Source organism: Ideonella sp. (assembly GCF_036277275.1).
GTDB lineage: Bacteria > Pseudomonadota > Gammaproteobacteria > Burkholderiales > Burkholderiaceae_C > Ideonella.
Genome location: NZ_DASUNH010000102.1, coordinates 19,457 through 38,127, shown reverse-complemented (window position 1 = coordinate 38,127; position 18,671 = coordinate 19,457). Strand labels below are relative to the sequence as shown.

At 64.7% G+C, this 18,671-nt stretch carries 11 protein-coding genes; 5 read left to right on the top strand and 6 right to left on the bottom strand.

Annotated features, from left to right (window positions below; all coding sequences use genetic code 11):
* The first annotated feature begins 27 nt into the window (after positions 1 to 27).
* Positions 28 to 999 carry a helix-turn-helix transcriptional regulator gene (locus tag VFY73_RS16990; RefSeq protein WP_329720870.1) on the top strand — a complete coding sequence of 324 codons (972 nt, stop codon included), beginning with the start codon at positions 28 to 30 and terminating at the stop codon, positions 997 to 999.
* A 70-nt stretch (positions 1,000 to 1,069) separates the two neighbouring features.
* Complete coding sequence (locus VFY73_RS16985; RefSeq protein WP_329720868.1) at positions 1,070 to 2,968, top strand: diguanylate cyclase; 1,899 nt, start codon at positions 1,070 to 1,072, stop codon at positions 2,966 to 2,968.
* A 10-nt stretch (positions 2,969 to 2,978) separates the two neighbouring features.
* Here VFY73_RS16985 and VFY73_RS16980 read toward each other — a convergent pair whose 3' ends face one another.
* Entirely contained in the window at positions 2,979 to 4,010 is a 1,032-nt protein-coding gene (locus tag VFY73_RS16980) for an SMP-30/gluconolactonase/LRE family protein (RefSeq protein ID WP_329720866.1), read from the bottom strand.
* Positions 4,011 to 4,242: 232 nt separating this feature from the next.
* Here VFY73_RS16980 and VFY73_RS16975 point away from each other — a divergent pair, with 232 nt between their 5' ends.
* The 3 genes from VFY73_RS16975 (at position 4,243) to VFY73_RS16965 (ending at position 7,495) form a co-directional block, all read left to right on the top strand.
* Positions 4,243 to 6,279: a hybrid sensor histidine kinase/response regulator gene (locus tag VFY73_RS16975; RefSeq protein WP_329720864.1), complete on the top strand. Its 2,037-nt coding sequence runs from the start codon at positions 4,243 to 4,245 to the stop codon at positions 6,277 to 6,279.
* A gap of 119 nt (positions 6,280 to 6,398) precedes the next feature.
* The gene (locus VFY73_RS16970; RefSeq protein WP_329720862.1) at positions 6,399 to 7,088 is read left to right on the top strand and encodes a flavin reductase family protein; all 690 of its coding nucleotides are present in this window, start codon (positions 6,399 to 6,401) and stop codon (positions 7,086 to 7,088) included.
* Positions 7,089 to 7,333: 245 nt separating this feature from the next.
* A complete protein-coding gene (locus VFY73_RS16965) occupies positions 7,334 to 7,495 on the top strand; it encodes a hypothetical protein (protein ID WP_329720860.1) in 162 nt (53 codons plus the stop codon).
* A 103-nt stretch (positions 7,496 to 7,598) separates the two neighbouring features.
* On the opposite strand, the gene VFY73_RS16960 is transcribed toward VFY73_RS16965, so the two are convergent.
* The 5 genes from VFY73_RS16960 to VFY73_RS16940 form a co-directional block, all read right to left on the bottom strand.
* Positions 7,599 to 7,787 carry a hypothetical protein gene (locus VFY73_RS16960; RefSeq protein WP_329720858.1) on the bottom strand — a complete coding sequence of 63 codons (189 nt, stop codon included), beginning with the start codon at positions 7,785 to 7,787 and terminating at the stop codon, positions 7,599 to 7,601.
* Between the two features lie 292 nt (positions 7,788 to 8,079).
* The gene (locus tag VFY73_RS16955) at positions 8,080 to 8,286 is read right to left on the bottom strand and encodes a hypothetical protein (protein ID WP_329720856.1); all 207 of its coding nucleotides are present in this window, start codon (positions 8,284 to 8,286) and stop codon (positions 8,080 to 8,082) included.
* A gap of 167 nt (positions 8,287 to 8,453) precedes the next feature.
* A complete protein-coding gene (locus VFY73_RS16950) occupies positions 8,454 to 10,613 on the bottom strand; it encodes a UvrD-helicase domain-containing protein (protein ID WP_329720854.1) in 2,160 nt (719 codons plus the stop codon).
* Positions 10,614 to 10,615: 2 nt separating this feature from the next.
* The gene (locus VFY73_RS16945) at positions 10,616 to 16,966 is read right to left on the bottom strand and encodes a DEAD/DEAH box helicase (RefSeq protein WP_329720852.1); all 6,351 of its coding nucleotides are present in this window, start codon (positions 16,964 to 16,966) and stop codon (positions 10,616 to 10,618) included.
* Between the two features lie 3 nt (positions 16,967 to 16,969).
* The gene (locus VFY73_RS16940) at positions 16,970 to 18,637 is read right to left on the bottom strand and encodes a DUF262 domain-containing protein (protein WP_329720850.1); all 1,668 of its coding nucleotides are present in this window, start codon (positions 18,635 to 18,637) and stop codon (positions 16,970 to 16,972) included.
* Between the last annotated feature and the right edge of the window lie 34 nt (positions 18,638 to 18,671).

The window sequence follows — 18,671 nt, the reverse complement described above, 5'->3', positions numbered from 1 at the left end:
CTGCAACCACCCACCGGAGCTTTCACCTTGCGCGCCAGCCGCCTGTTGTCGATCCAGATGTTGTTGGAGACGCGCGGGCGCATGAGCGCGCGTGCGCTGGCCGATGTGCTGGAAATCTCGATCCGTACCCTCTACCGCGACATCGACGAGCTGACCGCCGCTGGCGTGCCGGTCTACGCCGAGCGCGGCCGCGCCGGCGGCTTCGAGCTGATGCGCGGCTGGAAGACCACGCTCACCGGGTTGACGCCGTCGGAAGCGCAGGCGGTCTTTCTCAGCGGCCTGGCCGGGCCGGCTGCCGAGCTGGGCCTGGGCGACCAGGTCGAGCAGGCCCAGCTGAAGCTGCTCGCCGCGCTACCTGCTTCGTGGCGCGACGACGCGCGCCGCGTCAGCTCGCGCCTGTACCTCGACCCGATCGACTGGTACCGCGAGTCGATGCCGTTGCCGCACCTGGCCACCGTGGCAACCGCCGTCTGGGACGAGCGGCCGCTGTCGATCCACTATGAAAGCTGGAAGCTGACCTCGCGCCGCACGATCCACCCGCTGGGGCTGGTGCTCAAGGCCGGCGCGTGGTACCTGGTCGCCGCCGGCGACGACAAGATCCGCACTTACCGCGTGGCCAGCATCCTCGCGGCCGAGCTGCAGCACGGCGTGGTCAAGCGACCCAAGGGCTTCAGCCTGACCGAGCATTGGCGCCAATCGGTGCAGCGCTTCGAGGCCGAGGTTTTCAAGGGTGAGGCGACCTTGCGGGCCACCGCCGTGGGATTGAAGAACCTGTCGTACCTCAGCGCCGCCGTGGCCAAGGCGGTGGCTGCGGTGGCGCCACCCGAAAGCGAGCAGACACGGGTCGAATTGCGCATCCCGATCGAGACGATCGAGCATGCCACCGGCCAGTTGCTGCGGCTGGCGCCCGAGGTCGAGGTGATCGGGCCACCGCCCCTGAAACGCGCGACGATCGAGCGGCTGCGCCGCATCGTGGCCCTTTACGGCCTGAACGGCTGAGCCGCTCAAGTCGGCAGCGCGCAGGCCGATAGAGGCGCCGAGGGCCCTCGGCGGCCCCCGGTTTGCACCTGTGGAATTCCTGCATATCTGTCTTCGTATCGCTCGCAGCCTGGGCCTGGCGCCCTGGGTGTTGCCGGCAACGGCCTGGCTGTGGCTGAGCTGCGCGGCCGGCGTGCAGGCAGCGCCCGTCGCATTGACGCTGTCACCGGGCCAGGACCGGTTGTCCATTGCCGACAAGGTCGAGCTGCTGGAAGACCCCAGCCGCCAGCTGCGGGTGGATCAGGTGCTGGCCACGGCCCGGGCCTGGCGGCCGGCGACCACGCCGGTGCTGAACCTCGCACACTCGCCGTCGGCCTGGTGGTTGCACCTGCGCCTGATCGGCGCCGCCGACGGCGAGGTCACCCGCGTGCTGGAACTCGACAACCCACGGCTCGACGACATCCAGGTGCATGTGCTGCACCCCGGCGGCGCGGCGGCACATTACCGCACCGGCGATCAGCGGCCGTTCACCGACCGGCCGATCGCCTACCACGGCTTCGCCTTTCCGCTGACGGTGCCGGCCGGCGAAGCGGTCGACGTGCTGGTGCGGCTCGATTCGCGCGACGGCTTTCTCGGCCTGCTGCCGATCAAGCTGTGGTCGGAGCAGGCGTTCCAGCAAGGCATGCAAGCGCACACGCTGCTATGCGGTCTTTACTACGGTGCGCTGTTGATCCTGCTGCTGTACCACCTGTGCCTGCTGGGCAGCACGCGGCAAGCGGCGTTCGCCTGGTATGTCAGCTACCTGTTCTGCCTGGTCGCGACGCGCTTCGCCTTCGAGGGCCATGCGGCGCAATACCTGCAAGGCCTGCCGCTGCTGTGGATCAACCAGGGGCTGCTGATCAATTACTCGCTGAGCGTGGTGCTGTTCGGCGCGATGCTGATTGCCAACGTCAAGCCCGCGTTGGCGCAGCGGCCGTGGCTGCTGCGGCTGTGCTGGACGATGGTGGGGCTGAACGCACTGCCGGTGCCATTGGCGCTGGCCGGCTCGTACAGCGGCACGCTGAAGCTCGCGATGCCGGCGACGATGGCGAGCATCGTGTTCGCCATGGGGCTGAGCATCTGGGCCTGGCGCCAGGGGCTGCGTCACACACGCTTCTTCCTGCTGGGGGCGGCATGCATGCTGGTGGGCCTGATGGCCGAGCGCATGCGGCTCGAAGCCACGTTGCCCGATCACCCGCTGCTGGCCTACGGCGTGGCGATCGGGTCGGTGCTCGAAGCGCTGTGCATCGCCATCGCCCTGGCGGAGAGCATGAACCAGATGAAGGCCGACAAGCTGCTCGCCGAGCGCCAGGCGCGCGAAGCCGAGGCGCGCCTGAACAACGAACTCGGTCAGCTGGTGCAAGCGCGCACGCGCGAACTCGAGGCGGCAAACCAGCGCCTGACCACCTTGTCGATCACCGACGAATTGACCGGCGCCTTCAACCGCCGCCACTTCCAGGACCAGCTGGCCTACCGCCTGGCCCATGCGCGGCGCGAGGGCGGCGCGATCGGGCTGTGCCTGTTCGACCTGGACCACTTCAAGGGCTACAACGACCACTACGGCCACCCAGCCGGCGACGAGGTGCTGCGACGCGTCAGCGCCACGGTGCAGGCCGGCCTGAAACGATCGACCGACCGCCTGTTCCGCGTCGGCGGCGAAGAATTTGCGCTGCTGCTGTCCGGCCCGGACCGCCCGCAGCTGCTGAGCTTTCTGAACGAGGTGCGGCATTCGATCGAAGCGCTCGGCATCCCCCACGCCCAGCACCGGGCCGGCGTGGTGACCGCATCATTCGGGCTGGCGTGGTGCGACCACGCGGCCACGGCCGAGACGGACGAAGAGGCGCTGTACCGCTGTGCCGACGAATTGCTCTATCGGGCCAAGGCACGGGGCCGCAACCGCATCGACAGCGCCGAGGTGCCGAGCGCCTTCGCGGAGCACCTGGCAGGTTGACCGGCGCCGTTCAATACGGCATGCCCGGCACCTTCAGGTCGACCTTGAAGACGCCGCGGCCGCTGCCCTGCCCCATCGCGGTGATGAACAGTGTCTTGTGCTTGGCGCCGCCAAAGGCCACGTTGGTGACGCTGCCGGCGCCGGCGGGCATCGGCAGGCGGTCGATTTCCTTGCCAGCGGGGTTCAACACGATCACGTCGGTGCTGGTGACGTAGAGGTTGCCGGCGCAATCGACCACCATGCCATCGGCGCCGCCGATCTGGCGGGCAAAGCGCGTGGGTGATCCCACGGTGCCGTCGGCTGCCACCGCGTACTTGAACAAGCCGTCCAATGTCGACAGGTACAAGGTCTTTTCATCGGGCGACAAGGTGATGCCGTTGGGCTGCGAGCGGTTCGCGTCGACCACCTTGGCCGTGTGCGAACCCGGCGCCACGCGGTAGACACGGGTCTTGGCTTGCGGCGGCGGGCTGGGCGCCTGCCAGGTCGGGTCGGTGAAGTACAGCGTACCGTCGCTGCGGAAAGTCAGGTCGTTCGGCGAATTGAAGCGCTGGCCCTGGAAGCCGGCCACGATCACCGTCGGCTCTTCGCCAGCCGCACCGAACCGCACGATGCCGCCCACCTTGTGGCTGGCGCCATGAAGCTTGCCGGCGCGGTTGGTGGCCAGGCCATTGGTGCCGGCGGTGGCGGAAAAGACGACCCCCGTGTTGTCGCCGGTGATTTGCAGCACGCGCGAAGGCGGCGGGGCGGCACCCTGGCCAAACTCACTGACATACAGCGACCCAGCCAACCACACCGGGCCCTCGACGTTGGCGTTCAGGTTGCCGTTCTGGTTGAACGCATCGCGGGGCAAGGCATTGTCCAGGTGCGTGATCTGCGCGCCCGGCGGCACCGGGTGGCCGAACGGGCCGGCCGGGCAGGACCAGGCGGCACGCACATTGCCCATCTGGGCCATCGACACGGCCAGCGCAGCCAGGCGGACCATCCAGCCCAAGCGGGAGCGGGCACGGCCCGCGGGCGACATCAGGGTACAGGCCTTGGTCATGAAGGGACTCCTCGGTTGGAACCAAGGGCGACGGCCCCGGGCGGCGGAAAGGGGGATTGAAAGATCCGACGACGCGGTAGTTCACCGCAGAAAGACGACGATTTGCTGCATCGCCCTGTGAAACAAAAGGAATAGACTTTGCCGCACCCCCGCTCTCTTGGCCCACACATCCATGGGACAGGACCCGCCGCCACCTTTACCCGGCAGGCCGATGCCGGCTGACGGCCCCGCCATGCCAGAGTGGCCATTGCCCGACCCGCAAGACAATCGCTACCTGTTCGAGGCGAACCCGCTGCCGCTGTTCATCTACGATCTGGCCACGCTGCAGATCATGGATGCCAACGTGGCAGCCTGCAGTGTCTATGGCTACAGCCGCGACGAATTCTGTGCGCTGACCATCCGCGACATCCGGCCTGCGGAAGACGTGCAGTACGTCGAGGAATCGGTTCGGCGCACACCCCCGACGAGCCGCTACTCCGGCGTCTGGCGCCACCTGACCAAGAACCAGGTGCTGATCTATGTCGAGATCAACTCGCGCGAGCTGGTCCACCAGGGCAAGCCGGCGCGCCTGGTCTGCCCGGTCGACGTGACGCAGCGGGTGCATGCCGAAGCGGCGCTGCGCGAACGCGAGGCCGAGCTGAATCGCGCCCAGGGCCTGGCCCAGCTGGCGCATGTGGTGACCTCGGACGTGGGGTGGTTCGAGAACTGGTCGGACACGCTTCACCAGCTCGCCGGCTGCGCGCGTGCGAACCTGCCCCGCAGCCTGCTCGAGTGGGCGCAGTTGATCCACCCAGACGACCGCGACACCTTCTTGCGCACGATGTCGGCCGGCGCGCTGCCCGTGGGACGGGTGGATGTGGAGTACCGGCTGGTGCAGCCTTCCGGTGCGCAAATCCACGTTCACCAGACCATCGAGCCACTGGCCAGCGGCGCCGGCGACGGCCGCCGCCACTGGTTCAACACATTGCAGGACGTGACGAGCCAGAAAACGGTCGCCGCCAACGCGCAGCGGCTGAATGAAGTGCTCGAACGCCGCATTCACGAACGCACGGCCGAGCTCGAACGCTCGAACGACGAACTGACCGCCGCCAAAGCCGCAGCCGAACGCGCGAACCAGGCCAAGTCCGACTTTCTGTCCAGCATGAGCCACGAATTGCGCACGCCGCTGAATGCCGTCATCGGTTTCGGCCAGTTGCTGGCCACCACCGGCGGCAGGGCGACCAACGCGGAGCAGCATGCCGGCTATGTGCGCCACATCGTCGAGGCAGGCCAACACCTGCTGCTGTTGATCAACGAGCTGCTCGACCTGGCGCAGATCGAGGCCGGCAAGGTCAGCATCCAGCTGCAGGCGGTCAGGCTGTCGGACCTGCTGGAAGAAAGCCTGCGCATGATGAGCCCGATGGCGGCGGCCCGGTCCATCCGGCTGGATTCGCCCGACGACTGCGAGCTGTTGGCGCTGGCGGACCGCGGCCGGCTGAAGCAGGCGATGATCAACTTGCTGTCCAACGCGATCAAGTACAACCGCCCGCATGGCACGGTCAGCATCACCTGCACCCGGCCGCGCGCCCTGCGCATTCGCATCGAGGTGCGTGACACCGGCGCCGGGCTGGGGCCGTCGCAGATGGCATCGCTGTTCCAGCCCTTCAATCGCCTCGGCCAGGAAACCGGCAGGACCGAAGGCTCGGGCATCGGCCTGGTGCTGACCAAGCGGCTGGTCGAGCTGATGAACGGCGAGATCGGCGCGAGCAGCACGCCCGGCGCCGGCAGCATGTTCTGGATCGAAGTGCCCGAAGCCGCCGCGTCGCCGGCGGCGAAGGCCTCGGACTTGCGGGAGCCGGCAGCGTTGGCCGCCCCCCACCCCGGCCGCGGCGACAAGCAGCGGATCCCGGTGCTGTGCGTCGACGACCATCCCGCCAGCCAGATGCTGGTCGAAGAGATCCTGCGGCACCGCCCGCAGTTGAAGCTGCTGAAGGCAGACAACGGCAGGCTCGGTGTGGAACTGGCGCGCCGTCACCGGCCCGCAGTCATCTTCATGGACAACAACATGCCCGGCATGAGCGGCCGCGAGGCTCAGCGCATCCTGCGCAGCGACGCGCGCACCGCACATATCCCGATCATTGCACTGACCGCCAGCGCGACGGCCGGCGACGTGGCGCGTGGTGCGGCAGACGGCTTCTTCCGCTTCCTGACCAAGCCGATCGACGTTGGGCAGTTGCTGTCGGCGGTCGACGATGCGTTGGGTACGTCGACGCCGAGCGATCCTGTGTAGTGCTGCGCTGCGCCGCGGCCGCGGCCGCGGCAAAAACGGTGTCCGAATCCGGCGCGACAGCCGGTCGCGGCAGAGGCACATTGAGGCACTGTCTTTTCAATGCTTCAGCAGGAGTCGGCATGCACCAGCGACAAGAACCCGCCATTCTTTACTTCGGCACGCCCGTGGTCGTGATCAGCACGACCAACGAGGACGGTACGCCCAACCTCGCACCGATGTCATCGGCCTTCTGGCTCGGCTGGCGCTGCGTGCTCGGCCTGGGGGCCAGCTCCCAAACAGCGCGCAACCTGCGGCGCGAACGCGAATGTGTGCTGAACCTGCCGTCACAGCACGAGGTCGACTTCGTCGACCGGCTGGCCCTGACGACCGGCAAGAACCCCGTGCCGCCGTGGAAGGCCGCACGCGGCTATCGCCATGTTCAGGACAAGTTCGAGCGCTCAGGTTTCACGCCAGTGCCCTCGCAGACCGTGGCGCCGCCGCGGGCGCATGAATGCCCAGTGCAACTGGAAGCCGTGGTCGAAGCCATCCATGGGGTGGGCGATGACGACGACCTGCTGCGCGGCAACATCCTGAACATCGAGGTGCGCATCCAGCGCGTGCACCTGCACCCGTCGATCCTGATGGCCGACCGTGCTGACCACATCGACCCCGACAAGTGGCGGCCGCTGATCATGAGCTTCCAGAAGTTCTATGGCTTGAGCGATGGACAGCTGCAACCGTCGGCCTTGTCTTCGATCCCCGAGGCGGTGTACCGCAGCCCGGATGTCGACCGGGCGCGCCTGGCAAGCACCGAGCTCACCGCGCCGTGACGGCTCAGCGGCGCAGCGCCGCAGCCAGCGCCGACAACCCTTGGGCCATGCGCTCGAGCGTCGCCGGTTCAGGCAACGGCAGTTTCAGGCATTCGCGGCCGGTGGCTGCATCGCGATCGAGCCATGCCGCCGGCAGCGCGGCCGGATCGGAGCGCGCAAATAACGGTCCATCGGCAAGCTCTTGGGCCGCGCGTCAGCCCGATGCACACTTGGGCCTCCAACAACACTCCCCTGGAGGCGTTCTTATGGCCGGCAAGCAGTCCACCCTGAAGCAGCTCAACGAGCAAACATCCGCGAAAGCGGCCTCTGCGGCATCGAAGGTTCTCAAAAATCCCAAGTCGTCAGCCGACCAGAAGACAGCTGCCGCGTCGGCGCTCACGCAAGCGCGCAACAAGAAGGGCAAGTAGAAGGGTGGGTGCCCCGCCCCGGCACACCGGCGGTCAGCTGGCATCTACGTGCCTCGGCACTTTCACCGTCGACATGGCCGATAACTGGCACAGCTTATGCCGGTCACGATGGGCCGCCTACGTCAGGTGCGACCGCCACTTCGGTGTTGGCGGCGGGCGTAAGCATGCGGTAGAGCTGCGCCCGGCGCGCGATGTCGCCATCCAGTGCGATGTTCCATAGCAGCTCGCGTTCCAGCGCTTCCCGGCCGCCCGGCACGGTGGTCAGTTGGGTGGGCCTGTCGTCATCCGTCATCGCGGCGACCCTCCGTGCCGAACGCTACGTACCTGGTCACCCACCGAGTCGGTCAAACCACCCAGGAGGTTACGGCGCAGTTCGTCGTCGATCAGAAGGTGCAAGAAGCGGGTGTCCTCGCCGCAGCCCCGGAAGTGGCACTTGCAGCGTGCAGCGAAGCGGGTCAAGTCCGCTTCGCTGCGGACATCTTCAGGCGTGAAGCCCGTGATCCTTGCCCAGCGGCTCAGCTCGCGGCGGGTCAGCCGCAATGTGGAGGCTCCTCGCAGCATTGTCGTAGTCCTCTCCGTCCAGATCATCGCGGACGCGACGGCTCGCTGATGCCGCACCAGTCGCACCAGCGCGCGATATCCTCGCCGGCCTGGGCGTACGCCCTGCGGGTGTTCGCGTTTCGAATGTTTGCGGTGAAGAACTCGACGGTGCGGCGCCGAGCTGCGGCGTCAGGGGCGTAGAGCGAGGGAAGCGATGGAGCGAGCGCTTCGGGGCGAGTGAGGTCGAACATGTTCGGCGTGCGCGGGTCATGATTGATAACGTCCTTTATCAGTCATGAATCGATGTGGTCAACTTCTAGTTCTGGTCAAGTAGAAAACCAAGGGTTGGCCAAGGCAAAGCCCAAAAGGCTCCCTCGACACCTCCGGAATGCGACAGATCGTGGAAAGCCTAACCCGCCTATGTGGGAAGAATTTGCCCGTCAGACCGGTGGCCGCCGCTCGACTTCCGAGCGCCGCTACTCCCTTCCCGATTGAGCACGAATAGATGTCCCTTCGCGCGCGTAGCAGCCACATGCAAGAGGGCCCTCTCCGCCATATCCGTCTCGTCCGAAACTCCAGCGTCCTCATCGCGAGAAAACAGCTCAGCGTACTTGGCCGCGCCTTTGTACCCGGCGATGATCACCACACCAAACTCCAGTCCTTTGATGCGGTGCATGGTGGCAACCCGCACACCGGGGACAGCTGGGTCGTCTGGCGTTGACCGCTCCAAGCGCAGCGTGGCAATATCAGCCTTCTTCAAGCCCTCGACGATGGAGTCGACGTCGTCGTTCGTTCGAGCTGCAATGCAGACCTGACGTGGCTCGATCGCATCGTCTGCAAGCTGCTTCATGATCGCCTTGATGTGCTTGACATCGTCTTGATGGGATATCGACTCGATCACATCAGGGCGCTCGCCGTGGGTTAGTGAACGGTAGCCGCGCAAGGAATCCAGGTTGCCATCCAGATCGTCGATGGCACAGCCCTCAAGTTGTGCGCAGGCCCAGCGGCGGATCTCATCCGTTGTCCGGTAGTTCACTTTCAGGCTTCGGCTGCGCCCTCTAACTTCGATGCCGACGCGACTCAGTACCACCTTGTGCCGGTAGATCCGTTGGTGCGCATCCCCAACGATGAACAGGTCGTTCGCTGCCAGCGGTACAGCACTACGGATTAGCTCAAACGCCGCAGGACTGATGTCTTGTGCCTCGTCGACCACCATGGCGCGAATGCCCAGTTCCGTGGCCTGGTCGGCCAGGAGCCGACGCGCGTCTCGGAAGGCCTCTTCGGGCTCACGCAGGTTTACGCCATGGAGCTGAGCGCGGTACTCGGCAAACACAGGCCAGATGGCCTTTCGCGTGGCACGGCCCAGCTGCCCGCCGCGCCCAACTCGACTGGCTCGCATGTAGTCCTCCGCTGTCTCGCATCCCTGCGGAAGCACCACACGCTCGTACTCGGCGCGCATGAAGTGCTGCGACAGGTCCGCCGACGCGGGCATCGCTGACATGGCAGCTTGCCAGTAGCCCCGTCTCACACTCTCGTCGTACAGCAACTCCGGCTTGTAGCCAAATCTGCGAAGCAACGACGACGCCCATTGATCCAGGTTGACGACCAGGATCTTGTCCAGCTCCTGCGGGGTACAGAGCAGTTCCAAGTGCTGACGAATGTCATCCGAGAGCGTCTTGGTGAACGTCGTGAAGACAACCGGCCGGCCGGGCAAGTCGGAGAACTGTCTTGCCAGCCGCGCCGCACGGTGCATCGCGACCACTGTCTTGCCCGTACCAGCCCCACCCGTGACCTTCACCGGTCCAGCCCACTCCCGCTCGACGAGCTTGCGTTGACTCGGGTGTAAGAACACCCGCCAGCGCTCCAGCGGCGCAGCCAACAACGCCTCCAGATCGCTGTCATCGGTTAGTACGACGAAGTGGCGCTTGGTGGCGTCGCGGTCGAGCGCTGCAACAAAGTCAGCGGGGTCAACAGACACCGGCGCTGTCTGATCGGCCACGATCTTCTCGTAGGCCTCGCCAGCCGCGAACAAGAACAGGGCTTCGAAGGCCTCGTCAGGGAGCTTCGGCTCCAAGGCCTCCAGGTCCTTGTCAGACGTCACGGCGCGCACGGCAGGCAGCATCTCGTCAGGCACGCCCAAACGCCGAATCTCGCGGTCTTTGAGGGTGGCAAACAGGCCGGCAGATTCCTCTGCGGCGGCGGGGGTGGTTGCCGCAGCTTCCGGAGTGGACGCCGCCTCTACCGCATAGATCTGAATGCTGCCCACATCCGGGTGAATCGCCACACGGTGGCGGCGAGCCCACTGGTAGGCATCGTCGTGGCGGTCGACCCAAAGCAGGCAATACACATTACCCACATCCGGCTTCAGCACGATTCCGCGGACGTTGTCGTTCACGCGGACCGACCTCATGTTCGGGTCGCCTGCGTCCCGGATGCGCTCGTAGTTGATGCCCGACGCGGTCGGGTTCTGCCTGAACTTAGCCACGAACGTCAGCACGGCCTGCTGCTGGTCACGCGGCACCGCAGCGAACGACTTCAGGAAGTCGTCGGACATCGCAATCTTGGGCGTCAGCGTCATGCTCAGGTCTCCGTCAGTTTGTCTTTCAGTGCCGGAGGCAGCGGACCCTCGGTCACCACAAAGCAGGCCCATCCGGCAGCCTCGAACTTGGCCACGTCACCGCTATCCGGCAGCAAAACGGTCACGCGCGCGCCCGGCCATGCCATCTCTGATTCAGCAACGACGCGCCCCTTGTCATCGAGCAGTTCGTAGCCAACCTCCGGCACCGGAACCTTGGCAAGCGCCAAAGCATGCGCCCAGTCCTGAGTCTCGCGCAGGACCAAGTTCAGCACCTCGATCCATGCAGCAGGCAGGCCACTGGCCGGTTGCTGCAACGCTGGCGCGTTCTGCAACGCCTCCAGGCCAGGCATGTCGGCCGCGCCTGCCCACAGGTGCTGCAAAGGCAGCAACAGATTCAAACAATGCCAGAGCTGTTGCCACCGGGCCTGGCGCTCGGCCTCCGGCACTGCGTCGGGAGCCCATTCGGCCACCAGCATCGGCTCGTGTTGTGCAGTGCCCGCTCCCTTCATCAACTCGCCAAGATGCTCTGGGTGACTTCCGACAGCAAGTCGTACCACGCTTCCCAGTTGACGAACGCCGAGCCGATGCTTGCTGTGGTCCGGCAGCAGGGATAACTCTTCCAGCCGGTGCCAGTAGGCACCCTCGCGCATCGTTGCCAACACAGTTGCATCGCCCAGCGGCATGACCTGGCCTATCGCCAGCGCGACACCCAGCCTGCGCATGTCCTCAAAGCGCCAGTCACTCAGCCGTTGATGAAGCTGAATGAAGGGTGCGAGCGACTTGAAACCGTTCACCGCAGCCGGCAGGCCTTGCGCCTCGCACATCTTCGGCACAACATTCCCACCGCCATTGACCAGCAATGTGGGCCACGGCGAAGGCGTCGCGGAGTCCTTGCCCTGAAGCACGGTTTCGATGTCGTCCCAGGTCAGCGTCCAGACCGAGAACTTCCCACTCTTGGCCACCGCCATGCGCTTGGCCAAGTCGGCTGGAATCGAGTCCTTGTGGAACTGCCACCCGTCGAGGAAGACGGCGATCGGAAGGTCATCGACGCCATCGTCAGGCCAGAACACGAAGTCCGGCTTGCAGGCGACAACCACGCCGTCGCCATCAGCCAAATTCACCTGAAGCTCCACCCGCCAGCGACGGGTGTCGGCCTGCAGTTGATACCCCGGTTTGCCCTTGAACAACACCTCGGTAAGGCTGTAGCGCTTGCCACCGTGTTCGCGACGCAACGCCTCGACGAAACGCTTCTCCAGCGTACTGTCGAAGAGCTGGTTCCCGGTCTGTACGCCGGAGAGGTTGGCCACCTGCTTCAGTGACGCCTTGTGCTGAACCACCTCGCCCAGCAGTTTCTGCGCGATCCGGCGCGAGATCGATTCCCGGTCGTAGCTGTTGTGGTACGCGTACACACAGCGATAGCAGCCATCTGCCTCGGCATCCTGGTTGCAAACGCACTCGTTTAGCGCCTGAAGCGCCAGCTCCAACACCTCAAGCAGCGGCTCGGGGGCTCGCATCAGTTCCTTCAGGTATCCCGTGCCCCCAGGAACGCTGTCGTAGATCACCAAGTAGCAGCGGGGAATCTCCTGGCCCGCAGCCATGCGGATGTCCAGTGCAATACGCAGGTGGTCTACCGCTCCACGGAAACGCCGCGTGAGCCCCAGCTCCAAGGCCGAGACGAAGCTCAGCAGCCGCTCTTCGGTGTCGCCAAACCCCACCTCCGGCAGGAACAGCCGGATCCCCTCACTCGCGAACTCACGGTAGAGAAAGACGCATTGCTGAGCGGTAGCTTCCGGGTCCTTGCGCTTCGAGCAGTACGGCGCGTGGTTGCGGTACATCTCCTCAGCCTTGCGGCGTCGCTGGATCGTGCCGCACTCCGGGCAGATGCTGAAACCCGGACGGTTCATTTCAGCGCCGGCGATGGTCATCGGCGATGCGTCGGGTGCCTGCTCGCCGAAGTTCACTTCGCGGAAGGTCACCCTGTCCAGGAACTCGAAGCCGAAGGGAAACTCCGGTTTATCGATGACGTAAGCGTCCCGCACCGCATCGGGCGGGCTGTCGACCAACGCCTGGCGAACATAGAAGCCACGCTGTCGTTCGTCTGAGTCGTCTGCAATACGGCTCTCGCGATCCAGCGTGCGGGCGAACACGGTGGTGAGCTTCAGCATCTCACGCACCCGGCCACTGTCGCGCCACATCGTGTCGCCGCAGCGTGGGCAGTTGGCGTGGTGGTCGCCTGACGACAGTGGCTCGGTGTACGAGCACTGCCGGCAGAAGCGCCAGGCCTCCGGCTTGATCTTGGAGACATCGACCTGGTTCACCACAACCCGCCGCCCTTCGGCGTAGAAGGTGTTGTTCGGTGCCAGCTCGGTGATCGCGGAGGCGCTTGGCCGCTCGTACTCAAAGGTCAGCGGGTCCGGGGCGCCGCCACCAGGTTTGGCCTCGCGAACGATGATGGACCGCAGCAACACGCCCTGCTCCGGGAATGCGTAGTTCGGCAGCAGGCCCTCGTCGGTCAGCACGTTCAGCGTGGCCTTGCCCTCGATGCTGCCCACCAGGCGCGAAAGCGCCGTTCGCTCTTGCATCAGGCGCACCAGTTCGGCCTCGTCTTCCTCGCCGCGCACAGCCAGTGCCTGGAGCTTTTCGATCTCCTTCTTCGTTCGCTCCATCTGGCGCTTCAGTTCATCGACATCCTTGGCGATGCCGTTCAGCTTGTCGATGATCTTCCAGCCCAGGGAGCCCGGCTGGTCCTTGCTGCCGTTGATGAACTTCGACAGCCAATCCTGGGTCGACTGCGTGAGCGGGTTCCGATCCGCCTGATTGAAGAGACGGACAAAGCGGTCCAACAGCTCGCCCCTGCGCTGCTCCACGAAGTTCAGCCACGGGTACGGGAACTTCGACAGGGCCTGCCCACGGATCGCGTTGAACACCGAACGGATCTCACCGGGGATGGATGCGGACTTGCCGGCCTCCCTGACCCAGCAGTCCAGCGAGAAGGCCGTCAACTGACGCTCCAGGACCGCAGACGCGTTCAGGAAGACCCCCGGCGCATCGACGCTGCCCGCCATCATCTCCTTGGGCTCTTCCCAGAAGAACAGGTCATGCGGCCGGCTGGCCGCCATGGTCATCAGCAACGCGTTGCCCGTGCTCCGCCCAGCACGGCCGGCGCGCTGCACATAGTTGGCCTGCGTCGGCGGCACGGAACACAGCAGCGTCGACGACAGGTCGCCGATGTCGATGCCCATCTCTAAGGTGGGCGTCGCCGACAGGACATTGATGCCGCCGGGCCTGCCACTGTCAGACTTGAAATCGCGCTCGACGCGCTCGCGCGTTTCGCGGGGCAGCAGGCCCGTGTGCTCATGTGCCACCACACGCTGAATCTCCGCCGTCAGGTAGAGCTTTCGGTAGAAGTCTCCCCAGCCGCCATCGGCATGCAGATCGCCCTTGCAGCCTGTTCGGCGGCACGGCTGGTCGTCGAAGTCTTCGGACAGGCCGGACAACACCTCGTTGTGGCATGTGGCGCAACGCCACTTGCGCCCACCCAGCTCGACTTTGAAGGCGGCCGGCTCCAGACCCCAGATCTGAATCTCTGGCTTGTCCAATGCCTGCTCGTTGGCAGCCAGGCCGGCCGCCGCAAGGCCTTCCAGCGCCAGTCGGTACACGTCGCGAACAACCTGGTCAGCGCCCAGCGCGACGAGGTTCAGTTCCTGAAATGCCTTCAAGGCCCAGTCTGTGAAGCCACGCGATTCGTCCCGCTCAACGCTTGTGCACAGCTGGCACTCAGGCAGGGTCAGGAACCGCGGGGGCCGAGGCCCTGACAGCATCTTCTCCTGGCTGGGGTTCTTCTTGTACGCCTGCGGCCTGCAGCCCACCCGCGCGTAGAAGGCCAGCATCGGGTCGCGCCAGGCACCGATGCGCTGCATCTCGCCAACTAACCCCCGCAAGAACACGTCGATCTCTGGAGGTGTCACGTCCTTCAGGGCTTCCACCTGCTCGCGCATGCGCAGATGCAGCCACCCGATGGCCCGCGTCCAGGCCTCTTCCACGGGCGTTACACAGGCCGTGCCGGTCGCCACCAAGGTGCGCCCGACGTGAGCGTCCTGTCCAAATTCGGCATTGACGACCCACGGCATCACCTGGGCCATCTGTACGGGCACCTGGCTGCCCTCAGGCAACTGCCCCGTAGCCATCAAGGTGTCCATGTCCCGCATCCAGTGCAGCTGCGGCGGCAGGAAGTTCGCCACGTAGTGGTTCTCGCCAAGCGAGGACTTCCACTGCGCTTCGAATGCCTTTGGCAGTTGCGCCAGCGTCAGTGGCTCGCCGGCTGCGACAGCTGCGGCAATGGTCTGCGCCAGAGCGGGGCGAAGGTTCAAGCGCCAGGTTCGCGCGGCCAGAAAGCCAGCGCGGTGCGCTGCGTCTTGCACCGAGTCAGAGAACGCAATGAGCTTCTTGTCCTGGTTGTACCCGCTACTGAAGAGCTGGCCCACCATCACCGCGGCCAGGCTCGCCGCCTGCGAGCCGACGATGGACAAGGTGTTGTGCCCGCCGCAATAGGGGCAGTTGTGGTGCGACTTGGTGAACGGGGCGCCGTTGCGCGTGCCCTGTTTCAGATTGGCCGTGATGTCTACCGCGAGCAGCGTCTCGTGCCCGCAGTGCGAACAGCCACGCTGCGTCATCTGATGCAAAGAACCGCATCGCGGACACACCTGTTTGCGCTCGAACACCCGACGGTCAGCAGTCGGCGTTGCGGGGAACAGAAATCGGGTGGAAACGTCCTCGCTGAAGAACGCGCTGTAGAAAAGTCGCAGGTCTTGCTGCAGCTGGTTCGGGCTGGTCTTGGGCAGCGTCGCCCCCCAACCCGTGGCATGGCAGTCACGGCAGTGAATCACTGGTAGGTGCTGGTGATCCTTGTCCGCCTTACCCAGGTCGTCGTGGTGCCTCAGCACCGGCTGCGCATCCACCTTGGCAACCATGCGCCTCAGCTCACGCTGCCAAATCTCGACCTTCACCTGCAGGAAGAAGTCCTGGTGACCCGGCTTCCTGGCGTGCGCGACCAGAGCCAGCAGGCTGGAGAGCCACAGCAGCACGAACCGATCGCCCGCCACGTCACCCGCTGATTCGGCCTGCCGCTTTGGCAGGCGCCTGCGAAGCAGAGCCAACAGGTCATCGACCGGCACCGACTTCGGCCCGAGCCTATCGAGGTCGCGCAGCAGGTTCTGGAACGCAAAGTGGCTCTTCAGCCGTTGGCCCAGTTCGCAACGCCAGCTGAAATCTTCAACCTGACCAGCCGGCACGGCCTCACCAAACCAGAGCCTGGTCTGTTCAGAGAGGTAGGCCCCCAGATCGGCATGGTTGGCTGGGTCCAGGCTTGCCTCGTCGCTGGGCTGCGGGCTCATGGTGTGCTCCACCACGGCATCGCTCAAGTAGTCACCCACCGGCACACGGTCCTCGCCGATCACCGCATCGGCGTCCATGGCCTCGCCAAAGATGTCTCGCGCAAAGTTCAGCAGGCTTTCGCCGCCCCCGTCACCCAGCGTGGCCGACGTGCCCACGCACACCAGCTGTCCCGGTGCGGCGCCCAGCCTGCCCTTCAGCCGGCGAATCAAACAGGCCAGGTCAGTGCCCTGCGCGCCGTCGAAAGTGTGCAGCTCGTCAACGACCAGGTAGCGCAATGTGTCCGGGCGCTGATGCGCCCAAAGCGGCCCGTCCGTCGCGCGCAGCAGCAAGAAGTCCAGCATCTTGTAGTTCGTCAACAAGATGTCCGGCGGGTTGGCTCGCAAGGCGTCGCGATCGGTGATCACGGTGAAGGTCTCGGCGTCCACCTGCCTGACAGTTTTCGACTCCTCCGCGGGCGTCTCACCGACGTACAGGCCTGCGCGGACCCATTCCAATGCTGCGGTCTTGACGATCGTCTTTGCCACGCGCCCGGCTTGGTCTGACGCCAGGGCGTTCATCGGATACAGGATGATGGCCTTGATGCCTGGCCGTCCTTCGGCCCGCGCCTGCCGGCAGTGCTCCAGGATGGGGTACAGGAAGCACTCCGTCTTGCCGGATCCAGTGCCGGTGGCGACCAGTGTGGAACGCGCGCCCTCGCCACCCAGCCGCTGGAACGCTTTCGCTTGGTGGGCGTGGGGCTTGAAGTCCTCGGACAACCACGGAAAGGCTGGCTTGCTCTGCTTTGGGCCAGGGCTGAAAGGGAGCGGCACCGTGAGGTACGGCCCCTTGAAGATGTTGTCGCGCTGCTCCAGGAAGCGCTCGAGCAGTCCAATGAAGCCGGGCGTCGTCGACGGGAACGCCGTGCGCAGGAAGTCTGCGACTCCTTGTGTAACCTGTTGAGCAACGATCAGCGGTTGCATCGATTAGCTCGCCTCGCTGTCTGGCTTCAGCACGAGATCAAAGCGCTCCTCCAGCCGCTTCTCCATCTTGGATTTTCGAAGCCTGATGAACCGCAGGTGGTCGTCCCAGACAGTCGAAGTCGGTTTCGGAACAAGGTCGTAGTCGCCGAAGTACTTGGCGCCGTCCTCACTGGCGAAGAACTCCTTGGGATGCCGGGCACGCTTGTAGTTGTTCACCTCGGCCGGCATCGGTTGCAGGTTCCACAGCACATCCACGGCCTCCTTGTAGGCATCGTCTCCGCCCTTCAGATTGACCGGAAAAATGTGATCGACCTGCGGCTTCTGTTCATGGAACACGTACTCCCTGTTCGGCATCAGCACCTTCGTCGCCAGCCACGGTTGCGCCAAAAATTGGTACTCATGGATGGCGCCGGTGCGGTTCTTTTCGATCGCTACCTTCTTGATCGCCACCAGCGGGAACTTCGCGCCCTTGTCGCCTGCGGTAGCCGAAAGGCTTGAAAACCGGTTCACCATGGTTTGGGTGTTCCAGTCGCAGAATTGAGAAAGCAGGAAGTACTGGTGGATCGCCAGTAGTTCCGACTCGCTCAGCTCACGGATGCGCCACTTGTGCCCGCCACGTTTTCTCGCGGTGAGGTAGGCGGCAATCGGCAGTACAGCAAGCCACCGCCAAACGATGGAGTGGTGGTTGATCCTGAACAGCCCGTGCAGGTAGCCCTTGAAGACCTCGAAGAAAGGCAGGGTGTCCTCTTCCAGCACGCGCTGGAACGCCTTGATGTCCGATGCCGTCAGGCGATCTTCATCCATGCGCGTCGTCTCCTTCACCAGCAGGTGAAAGAACTGCAAGACATTGGCGGAGCCAAAGTCAATGCCGGTAGCCTTCTGGATCTTGTCGGCCAGCTTCCAGAGCTGTTCTTCGTAGTCGGACTGAACCGCCTTGATTTTGCTGAGGACCAAGTCAATCTGACTGAGCGCAACACCGCCTGTGTTGAGGCGCCGGAAGACCTCGTTGACCTGCTTGGGCGAATCCGCCTTGACCGCAAAGTAGGCGATGGACTTGATGTTCGTGTCGACAAAGATTTCCCATAGCGCGCCGATGTGCTTACGAATCCTCAATCGTCCCGGCTTGTCGGGTTCAAGCGCGTCGAAAGCCTCCTCCTCCAGTGCCACCTTAGCCTCTTGGTCGCACGTGATGGAGGCAAGGCGCGTCATTCGCAAATAGCGGGCTTCGTCCTTATCGTCAGCGTCGCGAAACAGGAATCCCGTCTCGTCCGACTCTGCGGCTTGATCGTCAAACAGCAGGTCAAAGTGCAACACGCGGCCGTTGAAGCGATGCCGCAAGACTGAGTACAGGGTTTGCAGCCGCTGCTGGCCGTCGTAGACCAGCGACTTATCGGCGGACCATCTGCCTTTATCGACCTGGCGCGCGTACTGGCCTGGCGCGTAGTCCTTCAAGAACTCCCGGTACGGTACTTCCTTGCCTGTCTCCCACAGCACGACACCCCCGATTGGATAGCGCCGCAACAGAGAGTCGAGCAACAAGCAAACGTAGCCCTCGGATTCGTGACGAGCACCCCAGACGTACTGTCGCTGCACCTGCGGCAGGTACCAGCCTCCGGTGGGCGAATTCAACTTGTCCAGCGCCTCACGTACGGATATTCCTGCGTATGACATGTTCGGCCTCCCGACCCAGGTTCTACCTGCCGCG

Excerpts from the sequence above, each read along its gene's own strand:
- VFY73_RS16975 (WP_329720864.1), top strand. The coding sequence starts at position 4,243 with ATGCCAGAGTGGCCATTGCCCGACCCGCAAGACAATCGCTACCTGTTC.
- VFY73_RS16945 (WP_329720852.1), bottom strand. The coding sequence starts at position 16,966 with ATGCAACCGCTGATCGTTGCTCAACAGGTTACACAAGGAGTCGCAGAC.
- VFY73_RS16980 (WP_329720866.1), bottom strand. The coding sequence starts at position 4,010 with ATGACCAAGGCCTGTACCCTGATGTCGCCCGCGGGCCGTGCCCGCTCC.
- VFY73_RS16965 (WP_329720860.1), top strand. The coding sequence starts at position 7,334 with ATGGCCGGCAAGCAGTCCACCCTGAAGCAGCTCAACGAGCAAACATCC.
- VFY73_RS16940 (WP_329720850.1), bottom strand. The coding sequence starts at position 18,637 with ATGTCATACGCAGGAATATCCGTACGTGAGGCGCTGGACAAGTTGAAT.
- VFY73_RS16950 (WP_329720854.1), bottom strand. The coding sequence starts at position 10,613 with ATGACGCTGACGCCCAAGATTGCGATGTCCGACGACTTCCTGAAGTCG.
- VFY73_RS16960 (WP_329720858.1), bottom strand. The coding sequence starts at position 7,787 with ATGACGGATGACGACAGGCCCACCCAACTGACCACCGTGCCGGGCGGC.
- VFY73_RS16955 (WP_329720856.1), bottom strand. The coding sequence starts at position 8,286 with ATGTTCGACCTCACTCGCCCCGAAGCGCTCGCTCCATCGCTTCCCTCG.
- VFY73_RS16970 (WP_329720862.1), top strand. The coding sequence starts at position 6,399 with ATGCACCAGCGACAAGAACCCGCCATTCTTTACTTCGGCACGCCCGTG.